An 18,243-nucleotide genomic window follows, 5' to 3' on the forward strand; every position below is an offset into this window, starting at 1 on the left:
TGGCGTTAAAAAGCCCTGGGCCTAGCGCTTTTGCAGCAGGGTATCGACCTCCGCAAAATCACGGGCAACGAAACGTTCGGTTTCAGGCAGATCTCCCTCGCGAACAAGCCAGGCAGTTTGCATGCCGGCTTCTTCGGCTGCCTCCAGTTCAGCTTCCACATCAGACAGGAACAGCACCGTGCAGGCCTCGACGCCCAACTCAGACAGAATATTCCGGTATGAAACGGTCTCTTTCTTGCCACCGATACGGGTATCGAAATAGCCCGAGAAAAACGGCGTAAAATCGCCTTCCGTGGTAAAACCGAAAATCAGCTTCTGGGCTTTCACCGAACCTGATGAATATACGAACAAACGCAGCCCCCGATCATGCCAGCGTTGAAGGAAGTCGGCTGCGTCAGCATAGATGTGCCCTTTCAGCTCTCCCTGCTGATATCCCTGCTCCCAGACCATGCCCTGCAGCGTCTTAAGAGAGGTTTCCTTGCGGTCTTCCCTGATCCAGGTTTCAAGCACTTGGATCAGCCCTTCGACATCCTCACGCGCAACGCCTGAAACCTCGGCCACTGCGTCCAGTTGCTCAGACACAGCCGGGCTGTCCTGATGCTGCTCACGGACAAAACGCGGCAGGTGCTCGCTGGCATAGGGAAACAGGACATCGTGCACAAACGAAATAGAGCTGGTGGTGCCTTCGATATCCGTGAGCACAACCCGGATCATTCGGCCGCTCCTGCCAGCGCCTCATAGCGAGGCAGGCGACCGGCGATGTCTTCACCGGTAAAGTCCGCCACCCAGCCCTCGGGGTTGGTGAACAGGCGAATGCAGGTAAACGCAGGTTCCGGGCCCATATCAAACCAGTGACGAGTGCCATCGGGCACACTGATCAGATCGTTTTTCTGGCACAGCACGGCGAAAACCTCGTTGCCGAAGTGCAGGTAAAACAGACCCTGGCCACGGACAAAGAAACGAACTTCGTCTTCACTGTGGGTGTGCTCATCCAGGAACTTTTGCCGGAACGCGTCTTTCTGCGGATTGTCCGGGTTCAGGCTGATCACATCCGCGGTCTGAAAACCACATTCGTGCTTCAGTTTCGAGACTTCCTCGCTGTAGGCCTCAAGGATGTCTTCCTGGGAGGCGTCAGCCGGCAGATCTTTCGTTGGCCACTGCTCATAGCGCACACCGTGGCGGGCCAGAAGCTCACGTATTTCTTCAGGATTCCCGGTCACTTTGCGTGCCTTTTCGGGCTGGCTCTGGTCGAAGATACTCAGGGTAGTCATGGGCGAACCCTCATGGTTTCAAGCTCACATTCAAACAGGAATTCAAAGGCCTCGACATGGCGCAGGCAATCGGCCATGGTTTTGCCCCAGGTGTACAGGCCATGGCCACGAATCAGGTAGCCTGGCTGTTCCGGATGCTCCCGGAACCATTCGCGAGTGTGCTCCGCCAACGCGTCGATGTCCTGGGTGTTGTCGAACACCGGAACCGTCAGAACTGATTCGTGGGTCTCAACGCCGGTAAACGCCTTCTGCAGCTCATAGCCTTCCAGCGCCAGTGGCTGGCCGGGCTCAAGCAGACGACTGAGCACCGTTGCCTTCACCGAGTGGGTGTGCAGAACCGCGCCCACCTCGGGAAAGACCTCATACAGCACCGTATGCAGCCTTGTTTCTGCAGAGGAGCGACAGTCGCTCTGTACCGGCCGGCCGGCCAGATCGACCACCATGACATCACCCGGGCCCAGCTGTCCCTTGTGACGGCCTGAAACAGTAATGGCGATGTGTTCGGCATCAATGCGGGCAGAATAGTTGCTGCTCGTTGCGGGCGACCAACCCTGCTGGTACAGGAATCGACCGGCTTGCAAAATCGCATCCGCGGCGACGGCGTATCGGGTTACATCAAACACGAGTTCTCTCCCGGGTTTCAGAGCGCTTGGGACACTCCCATGGGCGCCATTATAGGGACGAACCAGCTCCTCGCAAATGATGCCGTGCGGCAATCAGATCGGCGACAATGGAGACAGCAATTTCTGCCGGTGTCTTGCTCGGAATATCGACGCCAATGGGGGCTCGCAGGCGCTCCAGTGCGTCTTCTTCCAGCCCCAGAGAGGCGAGCCTCTCCCGCCTGGCTTCTGAGGTCCTTCGGGATCCCATGGCGCCAACATAAAAGGCTCTGGAGTGAAGAGCGGCCAACAGCCCCATATCATCGACGCGCGGATCATGGGCGAGGGCCAGAATACCGGACCAGGCGTCGCCAAACTCTGTCGAAATCAGATCATCGGGCAGGCGCCGGTCCAGGGGCATCCCTTCAAAACTCCAGCCGGCGGCGAAGGCCTCCCTCGGCTCACAGAGGGTGACAGCAAAATCCGCCGCGGTCGCGAATTCAAAAACGTAACGGGCGACTTCGCCGGCACCGATCAGCAACAGCCGGCACTCGGGCTGCAAAGCATGAAGAAGCTGTTCACCGTCGAAGTGGACCGCGTTACCGGCCCGGGAGACAGTATGCTCCAGCGTCGCAGCCCCGTTTATCGGCACGCGACGAACCACCGGTTCGCGATCGCGCAAGGCAGCCGCCAATGCCTGAACGTGATCGAGACCCATCTGGCCCCGGAAGGGTTCAATCAGAAGCCGTATCCGGCCACCGCAAGGCAGCTGGAAATGATCCCGGTCATCATCGGTGATTCCATAATCAACGAAAACCGGATGTTCCGGCCCATCTTCCGCTGTGCGCCGGAGCAGATCCTCTTCCAGACAGCCACCGGACACCGACCCGCTCCAGTGACCGGATTCTGCAATCGCCAGCCAGGAGCCGACCGGACGCGGCGAGGAGCCCCAGGTGTCCACTATGGTGCAAAGCCAGGCTCTCTGACCTTCCGCCAGCCAGTGAGACATTCTGTCTAATACGGTCTGGTGGCCAGTAGCGACCGAATAGGCGACGCTTGAATCAGGCATTGGCTCTCAATGGCAGGCTACGCTGCCGCTTTCCATTGAGCGCAAACAGGGCATTACCCAGGGCCGGGATCACCGGCGGCACGCCAGGCTCGCCGACTCCGGTCGGCGACTCGCTGCTTGCAACAATATCCACCAATACCTCAGGACGCTCGTACTGCCTCATTAGGGGGTAGTCGTGGAAATTGCTCTGCTGGACCTCGCCATTCTCCAGCGTGATTTCTCCATAAAGTGCCGCGGTCAGCCCAAACAGGATACCGCCCTCGATCTGGTCCTCCACGATACGGGGGTTTACGACCTGTCCGCAGTCCACCGAGCAGGTGACCTTGTATACCCGGATCGCACCATTCTCGATTCCGGCTTCCACCACCTGGGCAACGTACGTTCCGAAACTCCGGAACAGGGCGAGCCCCCGGGCCCGGCCCTCTGGCACAGGCGACTGCCAGTCGGCCAGCCTGACAACTCGGTCAAGCACTTCAAGGTGCCTCGGCTCGTGGGCAATAAGACGACGACGGAACTGGTAAGGATCCTCACCTGCCTCATGGGCAAGTTCGTCCATGAAGGTTTCGACGGCAAACCCGTTGTGGGAAAAACCTACCGAACGCCACCAGGTAATCGGAATGCCGGGATCGGTGTGGGTATGACGGATATCAATATTGGCGACCCGGTAGGGGTATTCGATAGCCCCCTCAATCGCGGAGTGATCTTTCGGCGTGGCAATGCCTTCGGCCATTAGCCCGACTGAGCCCAGTGTGTCGTACATGAATTTTGGCGCCCAGGGATACTGGGCAGGGGCCGCATTGCGGACATACCAGTCCAGGATCTGAGGACCAACAATCTGGTGATGCCAGCCCGTCAGCTCAGCACCAGACAGGCTGGCTTTCATGCGATGCAGCATGGCAGGGCGATAGAGATCGTGACGGGTGTCCTCTTCACGGGACCAGATGACCTTAACCGGCCGTCCGACCCGGTAGGCCACCGCCGCCGCCTCTTCGATATAGTCCTGCGTCAGTCGACGGCCAAAACCGCCGCCGAGAAAGGTCGTATTGATAGTGATATCGTCGGGGCCAAGATTGGTCACCCGGGCTGCTGCAATCCGGCCAAGGTCGGGCGCCTGTGTAGGGGCCCACACTTCCATGCCGTCCTCTCGGTACCAGGCCGTGGCATTCATGGGCTCCAATGTCGCGTGGGCCAGGTAGGGCTGGGCATATTCCGCTTCCACTACCCGGTCGCCCTCCTCCATGGCACTGGCAAAACTGCCCTCACTACGCTCGGACTCTCCGGGATCGTCATCGGCGGCGGCGCGGTAGGAGTCGAACACGTCGACCGTAGACAGAGACACGGCATCCGAAAAATCCCAGTCTATCTTGAGCGCTTCCTGAGCCTTCCGGGCACGCCAGTATTTGTCCGCAACAACGGCCACGCCACGCTCGATCTTGAATACATCAAGCACACCCGTCATTGCACGGACCTGATCAGCGTTGAAGTCCCGGACCCGGCCGCCGCGTCGGGGAGAGCGTGAAACAACGCCGTACACCATGTCCGGAAGATCGACATCAATCCCGTAAACTGCGGTTCCCGTGGACTTCGCCCGGGCATCGAGCTTGCCTCGTTGCTTGCCAATGTATTTCCATTCGCTCTGCGGTTTGAGCGCTATGTCACCACGCAGCACTTCTTTGGCGGCCAACTCAACCAACTGGCCATAGGCCATGGAGTCGATACCGTTCGGGTGCACCACCCTGCCTTCACTGGCGCGACATTCGGTTGCTTCGACGTTCCATACACGTGCTGCCGCCATAACCAGCATTTGCCGGGCTTCCGCACCGGCCGTTCGAAGCGGCTCCCAACTGGTCGCAATACTGGTACTACCGCCTGTCAGTTGCAGCTTGTATAGAGGATTTCGATACTCCGGCGCCACAGGTGCAAAACGTGGGGTGATCCGCTCCGGCTGGATTTCCAGCTCTTCGGCAATCAAAGTGGTCAACCCGGTGTAAGTTCCTTGCCCCATTTCGACCCGGGCCAGGGTGAAGAAGACTTCATCATCGGCAGTCAGTTCCAGCCAGGCATCGGGACGCCATTCGCCCGTGTCCGGCTCATAACCCGTCTGGATTCCCGCGCAGCCCGGCAACGTTATTGAAACCATGAGGCTGCCGGAGGCACCGGCACTGACCTTGAGGAAATTTCGTCGGTTCATCGCCATGTTACGCCGCCCCTCCCTGAGCGCCGTCTGACGTATCAGCGACGCAGGATTCCACGGCTGCAATGATCCGCGAGTAGGTGCCGCATCGGCAAAGATTGCCTGTCATGGCCGCAACAATTTCCTCACGTGAAGGCGCCGGATTGCTGGCCAGAAGGTGGGCCGCACTCATGATCTGGCCCGACTGGCAGTAGCCGCATTGAGGAACGCCGTGTTCGATCCAGGCATCCTGCAGTGCATGAAGACGACTTCCCTCCCCCAGGCCTTCAATCGTAACCACATCACCACCCGCGGCCATTTCGACCGGTGTCGAGCAGGAACGCACAGGCTGCCCGTTCAAGTGAACTGTGCAGGCACCACAGAGGCCCGCGCCGCAACCGAATTTGGTTCCCTTGAGCCCCAGCTCATCACGCAATACCCATAGAAGAGGCGTATCCCCTTCAATGTTCAGCGACCGCTCGTCGCCATTGACTGTCAGGCTCACGGCCATCCCAACCCTCTCCTTTACCTGTCTCCGGTGTTGTTTCCGGATTTATTATTGTGGCTGCCCCCGTGGCAGATACCCGAGTCCTATCTGACGACCTCTTCGCCATCCTTGTTAACCCAGATCTTGCGTTCGCCGGACTCCATCTTGCCGTTTGAGTCCCAGACCTCCCGGTCCGTTGTGGCCTCTTCAACCTTGCCGTTGTCGTTCCAGATAACTCGATCCTTACAGCCCGCCAGTGCCAGTACGGCGAATACAACCAATACAGCTTTTTTCACGACGATAACCTCCGTTCAGCCGCCACAGCGGCTCTTGTTAGGGAATACCTGGGATTGGCAGCCCTAACGGCTGCCATGGAGTTCACGATTATGCTGCTTATCCCGGTCACTCTTTCGCACCATGACATAAACAGCCCCCGTACCACCATGGTGTTTCTGGGCCGAATGAAAGGCCAGGACATCGTCCAGCTCCGGCAACCATTTGGCGAGGTAGCTTTTCAACTGGGCGATACCATCAGGATTACGCTCGCCCTTGCCATGAAGAATGATGACGGACCGCAGGCCATAGCGCACGCAATCACCGATGAACCTGAAGACTTCGCGACGGGACTGCTCAACGGTCATACGGTGCAGATCAAGGCGGGCTTCGATCGGATACTGGCCCAGCCGGAGCTTTCGAAATACGCCGTGCTGGATGCCTGGCCGCTGCCAGCTCAGGATATCGTGGGCCGTAAGCGGCTCTACCATGTCGGAAGTCAGGGGATTGGTGTCCCGCGCGGGCTTTTCAACAGCCGCCCGCTGACGTTCCAGATGGCCTGGCGTCAGTTCCCGGGGCGTTGTCACCTCGGCCCGGTTGGGCTTGCGGATACGCCGGACGTCTTTCATTTCCTCAAGGAAGCTGAGGCGCTCTTCTTTGGTAGTCATGGCGTTACAATTAATGACCTGTTTCAGAAACCGACTTTACCACCCGGGTAACCGGCCTTAAAGAAAACTGATCTATGTCAGACTTATTGCGACCAAAATCGTAGGGCAACAGATGCTTTGGCTACACTACACTTCAGACGGACAATAATAACCAGCGAGTGACGACGGACATGGCCTCAGCGCACCAGGAAAATGACCGCCCGCAGAACATCCGCGCCATCATGACGTTTTTGCGGGAACACGCGCCTTTCTCCAGCATGGATGACTCCCATCTTGCGCATTTCGGGGAGAACGCCTCCATCCAGTTCTACGCCGATGGCGATATCGTGCTGTCTCCGGATCAGGATGTCGTTAAACGATTTTACGTGGTCAAACAGGGGCGGATTCGTGGCGAGCGCCACAACGACAAAGAAGACCGCACGGAAACGACCTTCGAAATCAGCCAGGGCGAGTGCTTTCCCCTGGCCGCCATGATCGGCGAACGGCCAACCAGAACCCTGCATCGGGCAGACGGCGACACCTTCTGCCTCAGCATCGGGCAGACAGCGTTCGTTACACTCTTTGCTGAAAGCGAACCTTTCCGGGATTTTTGCCTGCGGGGCGTCAGCAGCCTGCTCGATCAGGTGAACCGGCGCATACAGTCAAGTGCCATGGCCTCAATCGGGTCCAGCACGTCCCTCGATACGCCACTTGAACGCTATGCCCTGCGCAATCCGATTGTCTGCTCGCCCGATCTGCCGGTGCGTAAAGCCGTGGCCCGAATGCACGAAAACAACGTCGGCAGCATTATCGTTACCGATGAAAACCGTATCCCGACCGGCATTTTCACACTGCGGGACCTTCGCACCATGATCGCCGAGGGCACCGGCCCCCTGGATACGCCCATACAGCAGGTAATGACCAAGAATCCCTGCTGCCTTCCCTCCCATGCGGATGCGTTCGAAGCTGCCATGCTGATGGCGGAGCATCATTTTGCGCATCTTTGCGTCATCGACGATGACCGTAAACTGATTGGCGTGGTTTCGGAACGAGACCTGTTCTCCCTGCAGCGCGTAGACCTGGTAAACCTTGCCCGCACCATTGGCACGGCCACCCACCTGCGCACCCTGGTCAGCCTGCGAACAGACGTATCACGCCTGGTGGATGCGATGCTCGCCCACGGCGCCGACTCCGGGCAGGTGGTCAAGATCATCACCACGCTCAATGATGTAACCGTCAGACGGGTCCTGGAACTGAACATCAAGAAGAACGACCCGGGCATTCCCTTCACCTGGCTGACGTTTGGCAGCGAGGGCCGCCAGGAGCAGACCCTGCTGACCGACCAGGACAACGGCATACTGTTCCAGACGCCGGAAGGGATGACCGCCGAACAGGTCCGGGAAAAGCTGTTGCCCTTTGCGCGAAAGGTAAACGACGAACTGGCCGAATGTGGCTTCACCCTGTGCAAGGGCAACATCATGGCCAGTAACCCGAAACTCTGCTTGAGCGACAAGGAGTGGGACGACTGGTTTATCCGGTTCATTGATGCCTCCACACCCCAGAACCTGGTGTATTCCTCAATTTTTCTTGATATGAGGGCTATCTACGGTCCAACCGAGCCGCTGAACGATCTTCTGGACAAGATCCTCACGCGGATCCGGAAAAACGCCCTGTTCCAGAAAATGCTTGCCGGGAACGCGTTTCAGCGGAAGCCGCCGCTCACCATGTTCCGCAATTTCCGCTATATATCCGAGGGCAACAAGCACTCACTGGACCTCAAGCGTCAGGGCCTGGCGCCGTTTGTTGAGGCAGTGCGGGTTTTCGCCCTGGCGAATGGCGTTGAGACAGCGAACACGCTGGAGCGCATGGATGAGCTGGCGAAAAAGGGCGTCTTCGATCCGAAAGATGCCAACGCCTGGAAGGAAGGTTATAGCCTGATCCAGGCGATCCGCATGCGGGCCCACCAGGAAATGCTGGCAAAGGGAGAGGAGCTCACCAACTACATCGATCCCGACGATCTGAACCCACTCGACCGTCGAATCCTGCGGGAATCTTTCAGGCAGGCGCAGCGGTTGCAACAGAAACTCGAAGTTACCTACCAACTCTGACCTTCAGGCGCGAGACATGCTGGAACAGATCAAACAATGGATTGAGCATCGCCGGGGCGGAAAAATCGGCAGCCACGATCCTGGCAATCTGCCCAACCCGAAAACGCCAGGAGAACAGTTGCTTACGGACTGCCGTCTGATCGTGCTGGATCTTGAAACCACGGGACTGAACCCCTCCAAGGACGAGGTCATCGCTATCGGGGCCGTCGCCATCCGCGGCGGCATTATCCATCTGGGCGATCAGTTCGACCTGATCCTCAGGCGTCCGGAGCTCGACATCCGCGAAACCGTGCTCATTCACGGGATCGGGCCCGAGGCGCTGACCCAGGGGCACGAAATCGAGGATGCCCTTCTCTATCTTCTTGAGTGGATGAACGGCGACCCGATCCTGGCCTACCACTCGGCGTTCGATCAGAAATTTCTGGAAAAGACCCTGAAGGCGCAGCTTGGCTATACCCAGCCTCATACCTGGATGGACGTGGCCGACCTGATGCCTGCATTTTTTCCAAACACCAAGACCGGTGGCAAAGGACTCGACAACTGGGCCGATTATTTCGGCCTTGAAGTCAGCGAACGTCACCACGCCGCTTCCGATGCTCTCGCTACAGCCGAACTTACCCTGGTCGCACTTAATAAGGCGCGGTCGGAAGGGGTAAAAACACTCAAAGGGCTTTACGACAAGCTCCATTACCATCGGCGCCTGCAAAACATGCATCGTTTCTGAATCGATGCCCGGCGGAACATCGCATTTATAGACCGACGTCACGCCAAATTACTGAGAATTAGACCTTTTGCCAATATCTATAAATCGCTTGACCAGTAAAGTCAGTAGGGACAACTAGTCGGAGAAGTACTTATATGAATAATAAATTCTCTAACAGAAGTGCCTCACCAAAAACCCACCCAACCTCCACAACAACAAAACAGGAGTGATCCTATGTCAGCAGGTCATAGCTACGATGCTGAAGCGTACTGGAAGGCGAATCTGCGCCTGATATTCGGGAGCCTGATAGTCTGGGCCCTGGTATCTTACGGCTTTGCAATTCTGCTCCGTCCGATGCTTGCCGGTATTCCGATTGGTGGTACTGATCTGGGCTTCTGGTTTGCCCAGCAAGGTTCCATCCTCACGTTCATCGCTCTGATCTTCCACTACGCGTGGCGCATGAACAAGATCGATGAAAAATTCGGCGTGCACGAGGAGTAAGAACGAATGAGCCAATTTGCCATTAACATCATTTTCGTAGGGGGCTCATTCCTCCTCTACATCGCAATTGCTATCTGGGCCAAGGCCGGAAGCACGAGTGACTTCTACGTTGCCGGCGGAGGTGTTCATCCGATCACCAACGGCGCAGCAATCGGCGCCGACTGGATGTCCGCGGCATCGTTTATCTCCATGGCAGGTCTGATTGCTGCCGGTGGCTACGCCAACTCCACCTTCCTTATGGGCTGGACTGGCGGTTACGTTCTGCTGGCCATGCTGCTAGCTCCGTACCTGCGGAAGTTTGGCAAGTTTACGGTTCCCGAGTTTATCGGCGACCGTTTCTACAGCAAGAATGCCCGCCTCGTAGCGGTTATCTGCCTGATCGTAGCGTCTGTAACCTACGTTATCGGCCAGATGGCTGGTGCCGGTGTTGCCTTCTCCCGCTTCCTGGAAGTTGATTCCACCGTTGGCCTGATGATCGCGGCTGTTGTGGTATTCGTCTACGCGGTAATGGGTGGCATGAAGGGTATCACCTACACCCAGGTGGCACAGTACTGCGTACTGATTGTTGCCTACACCATTCCTGCGGTGTTCATCTCCCTGCAACTGACCGGTAATCCGATTCCAGGTCTGGGTCTGTTCTCGACTCACGTGGATTCCGGCATGCCGATCCTCAGCAAGCTGAACCAGGTTATCACCGACCTCGGCTTCAATGAGTACACCGCCGATATCGACAACAAACTGAACATGGTTCTGTTTACCCTGTCGCTGATGATCGGTACTGCAGGCCTGCCACACGTTATCATCCGCTTCTTCACCGTACCCAAGGTGGCTGACGCACGCTGGTCCGCCGGCTGGGCACTGGTATTCATTGCCCTGCTGTACCTGACTGCGCCGGCGGTTGCTTCTATGGCTCGCTTGAACCTGATGACCACCATCTACCCGGACGGCACCTCAGCGGAGCCGATCCAGTACGATGAGCGTCCGAACTGGATCAAGGAGTGGGAAATTACTGGTCTTATCCAGTTCACCGACAAGAACGAAGACGGCCGTATCCAGCTTTACAACGACAGCGAAGCCTTCGCGCCTACGGCTGAAGCCCGCGGCTGGAAAGGCAACGAGCTGGTCGTAAACCGGGATATCCTGGTACTGGCCAACCCGGAAATCGCCAACCTGCCAGGCTGGGTCATCGGCCTGATCGCAGCGGGTGGCCTCGCAGCAGCACTGTCCACAGCGGCCGGTCTGTTGCTGGCGATCTCCTCGGCGGTCAGTCACGACCTGATCAAGGGCTCCATTAATCCGGCGATCTCGGAGAAAGGCGAGCTGCTCGCAGCACGGATATCGATGGCCGTTGCGATCGTTGTTGCCACCTACCTTGGGGCGAACCCTCCAGGCTTTGCGGCACAGGTCGTTGCCCTCGCCTTCGGTATCGCGGCAGCATCCCTGTTCCCGGCGCTGATGATGGGTATCTTTTCCAAGCGCGTGAACAACACCGGTGCCATCGCTGGTATGCTGAGCGGCCTGACGTTCACCCTGGTATACATCTTCGTGTACAAGGGCTGGCTGTTCATCCCGGGCACCAACAACCTGCCAGACACTCCGGACAACTGGGTGCTGGGCATCTCCCCGCTGTCAATCGGCGCTATTGGTGCGATCGTCAACTTTGCGGTAGCCTTCATTGTATCCAACGCAACTGAAGAACCGCCCGTTGAGATTCAGGAACTGGTTGAAAGCGTCCGTTACCCACGTGGTGCCGGTCAGGCTCAAGACCACTAAGCAACATCTCAGCCTGATTTGTTCGATGAACTGACAGGTTGATACTGAACGGGCTTCCTCAATGAGGAAGCCCGTTCTTTTTTGAGGAAGTCATTATATGTTCTGGACATTTGTCGCTACTGTAGTTTGCGGCCTTGGCGCTGCCGGTATTGCACTGGGTATTCGCGCCGCCACTCGAAACAAAGCCCCGAAGTGGATCATCCCCGTTTTCGCCGGCGCGGGCATGCTCGGCTATCTCATTTACATGGAATACACCTGGTTCGACCAGAAAGAAGCACGCCTGCCGGACGAAGCGGTGGTTGTGAGCACAGAATCCGACGGCATCCTTTGGCGCCCATGGACCTTCGTGCTCCCCTACGTCACCGCATTTTCCACGGTCGACACCAAAAGCATCAGCCGTGATACCAGCAGCGAAGACATCGTCCGGTTTACCCTCTATCGCTTCGAGCAGAAGATGACAGACGCGGTTTCTCATCGCGTTCACATCATTAACTGTGCGACCCGCGAACTGGTACCTCTGGGATCTGACGGAAGCCCGCGAGTGGATAACCTTAAACTGCTCGAGCCCGGAGACCCCCTGTATGAAACCGTCTGCGCCGAGTGATGACTCGTTAGCGTGATGCACCAACCTGCTGATACTGTCGGGAACGCGTAACCATGATTAGTGCCTGGCTGCTGGTCCTCATTTCCATCACCTACATCTCGATCCTGTTCGTGATCGCCTGGGCCGGCGACAAACACCCCGGGTTATATCGCAGGCGCCTGGCACGCACACACATATACGCACTCTCCCTGGCAGTCTACTTCACCTCCTGGACTTTCTATGGCGCCGTTGGACGCGCCACCCAGGAGGGTCTGGGGTTTCTCCCCATCTACCTCGGGCCCTTGCTGGTCTTCGTGTTCGGTGCGCCCTTGCTGCGCCGGATCATCTATATCAGCAAGCGCAATAACAGTACCTCCATTGCCGACTTCATCGCCTCCCGGTATGGCAAATCCCAGCTTCTGGCCGCAATGATTGCGACCTTTGCCCTGATCGGCAGTGTTCCCTACATTGCATTGCAACTGAAAGCCATTGCGATGGGCTTCAACGTGCTCTCGGCTACCGGAACAGGCTATGAAGAGCTGAGCACGGCGGCCTGGAGTGATTCCGCGTGGTACATCACCCTTGCCCTGGCGGTCTTTACCGTTCTGTTCGGTACCCGACACCTGGAATCCACCGAGCATCATCGGGGCATGATCCAGGCCGTGGCCTTCGAATCGCTGATCAAGCTCGTGGCTTTCGTCGCCGTGGGGCTGTTCGTTGGCTACGGGCTCTATGGCGGGTTTGGCGACCTGTTTGAACGGGCCCGGGACGCGGACCTGATCGGCACCCTGACCACCGATGGTATCGAAGCGCCGGCATTCATTACCCAGACGCTCATTGCCATGCTCGCCATCATCTGCCTGCCCCGGCAATTTCATGTCATGGTGGTTGAAAATACCGATCATCGGGACTTCGAGATTGCCCGCTGGGCGATGCCGATCTACCTGATCGTAGCCAGCGCCTTTGTGCTTCCTATTGCCGCTGCGGGCCTGCTGTCGCCCGAGGCCTCTGCTGGAAATCCTGACATCCTGATACTGCAGCTGCCGATCATGGCAGGCGAGGAATGGCTGGCCATACTGGCGTTCCTCGGTGGCGGGTCAGCGGCTGCAGCCATGGTAATCGTGTGTTCCGTGGCGATTGCCACCATGGTCAGCAACGAGATCATCATGCCGGCCCTGCTGAAATTTTTCCGACCGGGCATGAACCGGCGCACGGACCTCAGCTACCTGCTCCTGAGTATCCGCCGGGTCGCTATCTTTGTGGTGCTGCTCACCGCCTATGGTTTTTATCGGATGGCCGGCGAAGACTACAGCCTGACGGCCTTCGGCCTGCTGTCATTTGCGGCAGCGGCGCAGTTCGGGCCGGCGCTGGTAGGCGGCATTATCTGGCGCCGGGGCAATTACATGGGCGCCGTCTGGGGTCTTGGCCTTGGTTTCCTGATGTGGTGTTACACCCTGCTACTGCCGGCACTGGCCACCACCGGTTGGGTCAACGACACACTGATTGAGCAGGGAATCTGGGGACTGAACTGGACACGCCCCACTGCCCTCTTCGGGTCCGAGCTGGACCAGACCAGTCACGGCATTATCTGGAGCCTCGGCATCAACACGCTGGTGTACATCGTGCTTTCGATGCTGACCCGTCAACGTGTCCGCGAAAAGATCCAGATTGCCTCCTTCTTCCACGATCCGCAGCCCAAGGCGGAAACCGCGCAGCACCAGAGCTGGCAGGGCGAAATACTGACATCCGACCTCCAGGCGCTTACCGACCGGTTCATGGGTGAAGAACGCTCGGAAACCATTTTCCGGAATTACGAACGCCGCAACGCCATCCGTTTGCACCCGCACCGCCCCGCATCGGCGCACCTGATGAAATACATCGAGCGCCAACTGGCCTCGGTGATCGGCGCCTCCACCGCCAGAGTGGTCCTGGAATCGACCCTCACCGGCCGGGACATGCAGATCGAGGATGTGGTCAGCATCGTCGACGAAGCGTCCCAGGCCATGACCTTCAGCCGGGAGTTGCTCCAGTCAGCGATTGAAAATATCAGTCTGGGCGTGTCTGTGGTTAACCACCAGCAGCAACTGGTGGTCTGGAACCACCGGTATCTTGAACTGTTCACCTACCCGAAGGGCTTCGTCAGGGTCGGTCGGCCTGTTGAAGATCTGATGCGCTATAACCTTACCAATGCCAATTTATCTGCCCGCCGGATTGATGAGATCGTCGTCGATCGCTGCACGAGCATGCGTGAGGGACGGCCGATGTCCTACGAGCGCCAGAGACCGGATGGTACGGTGTTACGCATCGATGGCAGCCCGATACCCGGTGGTGGCTATGTCACCACGTTCCAGGACATCACGGCCATGCGCAGAACCGAGCAGGCCCTGAAGGAGACCAACATCTATCTCGAGCAGCGGGTCAAGGAGCGCACCCAGGAGCTTCAGGTTATCAATGAGCAGATGCTGAAGGCCAAATCCGTGGCCGAGCAGGCCAACCAGAGCAAGACACGCTTCCTCGCCTCGGCCAGCCATGACCTTCTGCAGCCGCTGAACGCAGCGCGGCTATTCACCTCTGCCCTCGCCGGCAAAGCCGACGACGGCGAAATGAAAGATCTCGTGGACCACATCGACAGCTCTCTCGGAGCTGCCGAGGAAATCATCAGCACCCTGCTGGATATTTCAAAGCTGGACGCGGGTGCATTGGAGCCCGATATCGGGGTCTTCCCCGTGAACGAGATCATGCGCCACCTGGCAACCGACTTTTCAGCAATCGCCAAGGACCAGAACCTGGAGCTGCACGTCGTGCCCAGCACCGCCTGGATCCGATCCGATTCCAAATTGCTGCGTCGTGTGGTCCAGAATTTCCTGTCCAACGCCATACGCTACACGCCAGAAGGCAAGATTCTGCTCGGGTGTCGGCGTCTGAAAGGCTATATTCGTATCGAAGTCTGGGATACCGGTCCCGGTATCCCCGAGGACCAGCTGGCACACATTTTCGAGGAATTTCGTCGGTTTCAGCATGGCCGGGATAAAAAGGGCCTGGGGCTCGGTCTCGCCATCGTTGACCGTATCAGCGGCATGCTGAACCACCCGGTCAGCGTCCATTCCGTCCAGGGCCGAGGCAGTGTCTTCGGTATCACCGTGCCAACAGCGGCTCCGGAACAGAACGAGACCGCAGCTGCCAAGCCCGCATCGGGCTCACGCAGGGTATCCAACCTCGGAGGCCTGCATTTCCTGTGTATCGATAACGATCCGGCTATCCTGCAGGGCATGGTCGCGTTGCTCGGGAACTGGAAATGTGACGTAACGGCCGCCGAAAGCCTGGAAGACGCCATGGAAAAACTGGAAGGGAATCGGCCCGATATTATACTTGCCGATTATCAGCTGGATGATAACAAGAACGGCCTCGATGCCATGGACAGCATTCGCGGTGCTCTTAATGCCAACATCCCGGGCATACTTATCACCGGTTATATGGCGCCTGAAGTTCGGGAGGATGCCATCAACCGGGGCTACCAGATTCTCTACAAACCGGTGAAACCGGCTGCACTGAGGGCACTGGTTAACAAGCTACTGAAACAGAAGCGCTCATGACCGACACCAAAGCGGACGTCAATCCTTTCGGCAAGCTCAACTATCTCGTGATCGATGACTTCGAAAATTTCCGGTTGTCCATTCGCCAGATGTTGCGCAGTTGTGGCGCTGACTCTATCGAGCTGGTTTCCAATGCCAGTCAGGCCATCCAGCACTGTACTTATAATCACGTGGATGTCGTTTTGTGCGACTTTAACCTGGGAGAAGGCAAGAATGGCCAGCATATTCTCGAGGACCTCCGGTACAAAAAATTGCTGAAGCGCTCATCCCTGTTCCTCATGGTGACAGCGGAGACCTCCAAGGAAATGGTCATGGGGGCGAGGGAGTACCAGCCCGATGCCTATCTGACCAAGCCCATAAACCGGGCTGTACTCGAAAAACGTCTGGGCGCCCTGATCAGCCAGCGCAACACGCTCATGCCCATCAATCGGGAAATTGACCGGGAAAACTACCCGGAAGCCATTTCGCTCTGTCTCCAATTGTTGCCCCGGCAGCCACGTTACAAGACCTGGTTGATGAAAACCCTGGGCGACCTGTATTTCCAGCTGGGGGATCTGGCCCACGCGCTCAAAATCTACGATGACGTCCTTGCGCAACGGGAATTGTCCTGGGCAAGGCTCGGACGCTGCAAAGTCCTGCTCGCCAATCGAAGCTTCGACCAGGCGGTCGACGGCCTGCGAGAGCTTATTGCAAATCATCCGGACTACATGGAGGCCTATGACCTTCTCGCAGAGGGGTTCGAACGGCAGGGCCGGCCGACACAGGCACAGCAGGTACTGGAGAAAGCCATAGAGCATTCCCCCAATGCCCTACTTCGGCAAAAGCATCTGGCACAGCTGGCCGGCTCCAACCAGGATCTCGAAACATCATCCGAGGCCTGGCAGCGCACAGTAGAGCTTGGCACCCACTCGATTCACGACAATTCAGAGCATTACCTCGCCTTGGGCCAGGCACTTTCCGACCTCAGCGAGGGCAATCTTGAAGAAGAAGGCAAAGAAAAAGCCAGGGAAGCACTGACCGTTCTCAGGAAGATGGAAAAACGATTCGAGGCTGAGGAAGGTATCAGTCTGCGGAGCCAGATCGTCCAGTGCCGGGTTTATGCGGGACAGGGTCAGGATAAAGAGGCGACCAAAATCCTCGAGAGGATCAGACCGGAACTCGACAATGCCGCAGCCCTGGATGCCGCAACGGGTCTTGATTACGCCAAGACCCTGTTTCGACTCGGACATGAAAGCGACGCCAAAGCGCTGTTACGAGAGATGTCAGAGCGGTTCAGCAACGAGCCTGACATACTTCAGAAGATTGAAAGCCTCCTTGATGAGCCCGTAGGGTTCCGGCAGAAAATCAAAGCCCGAACTCTCAACCGGGATGGCATAAAAGCGTTCGAAGCCGGGAACCTGCAAGAAGCCGTGGAGATCTTTTCGAAGGCTCTGGAAATCGTCCCGGACCACGCCGCCCTGAACCTTAACCTGGTTCAGGTGCTGATGAAGGAGAATGACAACAGTCCCGGTGACGCTGAGCTCCTCAGACGCTGCCAGACTTGCCTGGATCGCCTGGCAGGACTGCCGGAGCAACACCGCCAACATCGGCGCTATATCGCCTTACAACGAAAACTGAAGGGGCTGATGGTATGAAAGACCAGAATATTGATTTTTCCATGGTACTTGCCTCAGCCGTTCACGATATGAAGAACTCGCTTGGCATGCTCCTTAATTCCCTCGACGAGCTTCGCAGCGAGCACGAGGAAAGCCTCGGGGAATCTTCCCGCTTCAATACCCTGCAGTACGAAGCCGAACGGATGCACAACGATCTGGTGCAACTCCTTGGTATCTACCGGCTTGGCGAGAACAACCTCTCGGCACACATTGAGGAGCACTTTGTGCCGGATTTCCTCTCGGAACACCTGGCCAGACACAACCCTCTTCTGCAAGGGCTCGGCATTGATGTTTCCGTGGACGCTGAGGACATAAACGGCTTTTTCGACGAGGATCTGTTGACCGGTGTACTCAATAACACCATCAACAATGCCATCCGCTATACCCGCAGCAGAATCCGGCTTACCGCTGGTGAGAGAGACGGCTATCTGGTGATCGGTGTTGAAGACGACGGCAAGGGATATCCCGACAACATGCAGCACACGGGAACACTCAACTTCAAATCCCTTGATTTCAAGAGTGGCAGTACCAGCCTCGGGCTGTTCTTCGCCTCATCCGTTGCCAGACTGCACAGTGAGGGAAAGCGGAGTGGGTCGATAAAACTCCACAACGGTGGAAGCCTCGGTGGTGGTGTGTTTGAGATCTGGCTGCCCTGATCCAGGTCTTTTCTGGAGGCAATAAAAAACCCCAGCATCGGGGACGCTGGGGTTTTCGGTATTAGGAGCCTGACGATGACCTACTCTCACATGGGCAACGCCACACTACCATCGGCGCTGGTCTGTTTCACTTCTGAGTTCGGGATGGGATC

Annotated in this window: 16 protein-coding genes and 1 rRNA gene; 8 read left to right on the forward strand and 9 right to left on the reverse strand. The window is 57.5% G+C overall.

Annotated features, from left to right (window positions below; all coding sequences use genetic code 11):
- Nucleotides 1-21: 21 nt before the first annotated feature.
- The 8 genes from mtnC to smrA all read right to left on the reverse strand — a co-directional run bounded on the left by mtnC (nt 22) and on the right by smrA (nt 6,540).
- Complete coding sequence (gene mtnC, locus EDB94_RS17745; protein ID WP_108019090.1) at nt 22-714, reverse strand: acireductone synthase; 693 nt, start codon at nt 712-714, stop codon at nt 22-24.
- Entirely contained in the window at nt 711-1,271 is a 561-nt protein-coding gene (locus EDB94_RS17750; RefSeq protein WP_008172914.1) for an acireductone dioxygenase, read from the reverse strand. The genes mtnC and EDB94_RS17750 overlap by 4 nt, the downstream gene beginning before the upstream one ends.
- Nucleotides 1,268-1,894: a methylthioribulose 1-phosphate dehydratase gene (locus tag EDB94_RS17755; RefSeq protein ID WP_108019091.1), complete on the reverse strand. Its 627-nt coding sequence runs from the start codon at nt 1,892-1,894 to the stop codon at nt 1,268-1,270. Before EDB94_RS17755 ends, EDB94_RS17750 begins: the two co-directional genes overlap by 4 nt.
- Nucleotides 1,895-1,943: 49 nt before the next feature.
- Nucleotides 1,944-2,939 (reverse strand): XdhC family protein, encoded by a 996-nt coding sequence (locus EDB94_RS17760; RefSeq protein ID WP_260312625.1) that lies wholly within the window; start codon nt 2,937-2,939, stop codon nt 1,944-1,946.
- Complete coding sequence (locus EDB94_RS17765; RefSeq protein ID WP_108019093.1) at nt 2,932-5,136, reverse strand: xanthine dehydrogenase family protein molybdopterin-binding subunit; 2,205 nt, start codon at nt 5,134-5,136, stop codon at nt 2,932-2,934. Before EDB94_RS17765 ends, EDB94_RS17760 begins: the two co-directional genes overlap by 8 nt.
- Before the next feature lies 1 nt (nt 5,137).
- A complete protein-coding gene (locus EDB94_RS17770) occupies nt 5,138-5,623 on the reverse strand; it encodes a (2Fe-2S)-binding protein (protein ID WP_108019094.1) in 486 nt (161 codons plus the stop codon).
- Nucleotides 5,624-5,703: 80 nt separating this feature from the next.
- Entirely contained in the window at nt 5,704-5,895 is a 192-nt protein-coding gene (locus tag EDB94_RS17775; protein WP_008172919.1) for a membrane lipoprotein lipid attachment site-containing protein, read from the reverse strand.
- A gap of 63 nt (nt 5,896-5,958) precedes the next feature.
- Nucleotides 5,959-6,540: a DNA endonuclease SmrA gene (gene smrA, locus EDB94_RS17780; protein ID WP_008172920.1), complete on the reverse strand. Its 582-nt coding sequence runs from the start codon at nt 6,538-6,540 to the stop codon at nt 5,959-5,961.
- 170 nt (nt 6,541-6,710) lie between these two features.
- Between smrA and EDB94_RS17785 the strand changes: the two genes are divergently transcribed.
- The 8 genes from EDB94_RS17785 (at nt 6,711) to EDB94_RS17820 (ending at nt 18,091) form a co-directional block, all read left to right on the forward strand.
- Nucleotides 6,711-8,627, forward strand: coding sequence for a putative nucleotidyltransferase substrate binding domain-containing protein (locus tag EDB94_RS17785; protein WP_108019095.1), 1,917 nt, complete (start codon nt 6,711-6,713; stop codon nt 8,625-8,627).
- Between the two features lie 16 nt (nt 8,628-8,643).
- Entirely contained in the window at nt 8,644-9,351 is a 708-nt protein-coding gene (locus tag EDB94_RS17790) for a PolC-type DNA polymerase III (protein ID WP_008172922.1), read from the forward strand.
- A gap of 213 nt (nt 9,352-9,564) precedes the next feature.
- Entirely contained in the window at nt 9,565-9,831 is a 267-nt protein-coding gene (locus EDB94_RS17795; RefSeq protein WP_008172923.1) for a DUF4212 domain-containing protein, read from the forward strand.
- A gap of 6 nt (nt 9,832-9,837) precedes the next feature.
- A complete protein-coding gene (locus tag EDB94_RS17800) occupies nt 9,838-11,604 on the forward strand; it encodes a sodium:solute symporter family protein (protein ID WP_108019096.1) in 1,767 nt (588 codons plus the stop codon).
- 97 nt (nt 11,605-11,701) lie between these two features.
- Entirely contained in the window at nt 11,702-12,208 is a 507-nt protein-coding gene (locus EDB94_RS17805; protein ID WP_014576695.1) for a hypothetical protein, read from the forward strand.
- A 53-nt stretch (nt 12,209-12,261) separates the two neighbouring features.
- Entirely contained in the window at nt 12,262-15,780 is a 3,519-nt protein-coding gene (locus EDB94_RS17810; RefSeq protein WP_108019097.1) for a PAS domain-containing hybrid sensor histidine kinase/response regulator, read from the forward strand.
- Entirely contained in the window at nt 15,777-17,414 is a 1,638-nt protein-coding gene (locus tag EDB94_RS17815) for a tetratricopeptide repeat-containing response regulator (RefSeq protein ID WP_108019098.1), read from the forward strand. Before EDB94_RS17810 ends, EDB94_RS17815 begins: the two co-directional genes overlap by 4 nt.
- A complete protein-coding gene (locus EDB94_RS17820; protein WP_108019099.1) occupies nt 17,411-18,091 on the forward strand; it encodes a sensor histidine kinase KdpD in 681 nt (226 codons plus the stop codon). The genes EDB94_RS17815 and EDB94_RS17820 overlap by 4 nt, the downstream gene beginning before the upstream one ends.
- Nucleotides 18,092-18,158: 67 nt before the next feature.
- Here the strand turns inward: EDB94_RS17820 and rrf are convergent.
- Nucleotides 18,159-18,243 (reverse strand): 5S ribosomal RNA (gene rrf / locus EDB94_RS17825); the annotation flags it as partial.

The sequence above is a fragment of the Marinobacter sp. 3-2 genome (assembly GCF_003751355.1).
GTDB lineage: Bacteria > Pseudomonadota > Gammaproteobacteria > Pseudomonadales > Oleiphilaceae > Marinobacter > Marinobacter adhaerens.

Coding starts and splice junctions, on each gene's coding strand:
- EDB94_RS17770 (WP_108019094.1), bottom strand. CDS start 5,623: ATGGCCGTGAGCCTGACAGTCAATGGCGACGAGCGGTCGCTGAACATT.
- EDB94_RS17750 (WP_008172914.1), bottom strand. CDS start 1,271: ATGACTACCCTGAGTATCTTCGACCAGAGCCAGCCCGAAAAGGCACGC.
- EDB94_RS17800 (WP_108019096.1), top strand. CDS start 9,838: ATGAGCCAATTTGCCATTAACATCATTTTCGTAGGGGGCTCATTCCTC.
- EDB94_RS17815 (WP_108019098.1), top strand. CDS start 15,777: ATGACCGACACCAAAGCGGACGTCAATCCTTTCGGCAAGCTCAACTAT.
- EDB94_RS17795 (WP_008172923.1), top strand. CDS start 9,565: ATGTCAGCAGGTCATAGCTACGATGCTGAAGCGTACTGGAAGGCGAAT.
- EDB94_RS17765 (WP_108019093.1), bottom strand. CDS start 5,136: ATGGCGATGAACCGACGAAATTTCCTCAAGGTCAGTGCCGGTGCCTCC.
- mtnC (WP_108019090.1), bottom strand. CDS start 714: ATGATCCGGGTTGTGCTCACGGATATCGAAGGCACCACCAGCTCTATT.
- smrA (WP_008172920.1), bottom strand. CDS start 6,540: ATGACTACCAAAGAAGAGCGCCTCAGCTTCCTTGAGGAAATGAAAGAC.
- EDB94_RS17760 (WP_260312625.1), bottom strand. CDS start 2,939: ATGCCTGATTCAAGCGTCGCCTATTCGGTCGCTACTGGCCACCAGACC.
- EDB94_RS17805 (WP_014576695.1), top strand. CDS start 11,702: ATGTTCTGGACATTTGTCGCTACTGTAGTTTGCGGCCTTGGCGCTGCC.
- EDB94_RS17810 (WP_108019097.1), top strand. CDS start 12,262: ATGATTAGTGCCTGGCTGCTGGTCCTCATTTCCATCACCTACATCTCG.
- EDB94_RS17785 (WP_108019095.1), top strand. CDS start 6,711: ATGGCCTCAGCGCACCAGGAAAATGACCGCCCGCAGAACATCCGCGCC.
- EDB94_RS17820 (WP_108019099.1), top strand. CDS start 17,411: ATGAAAGACCAGAATATTGATTTTTCCATGGTACTTGCCTCAGCCGTT.
- EDB94_RS17790 (WP_008172922.1), top strand. CDS start 8,644: ATGCTGGAACAGATCAAACAATGGATTGAGCATCGCCGGGGCGGAAAA.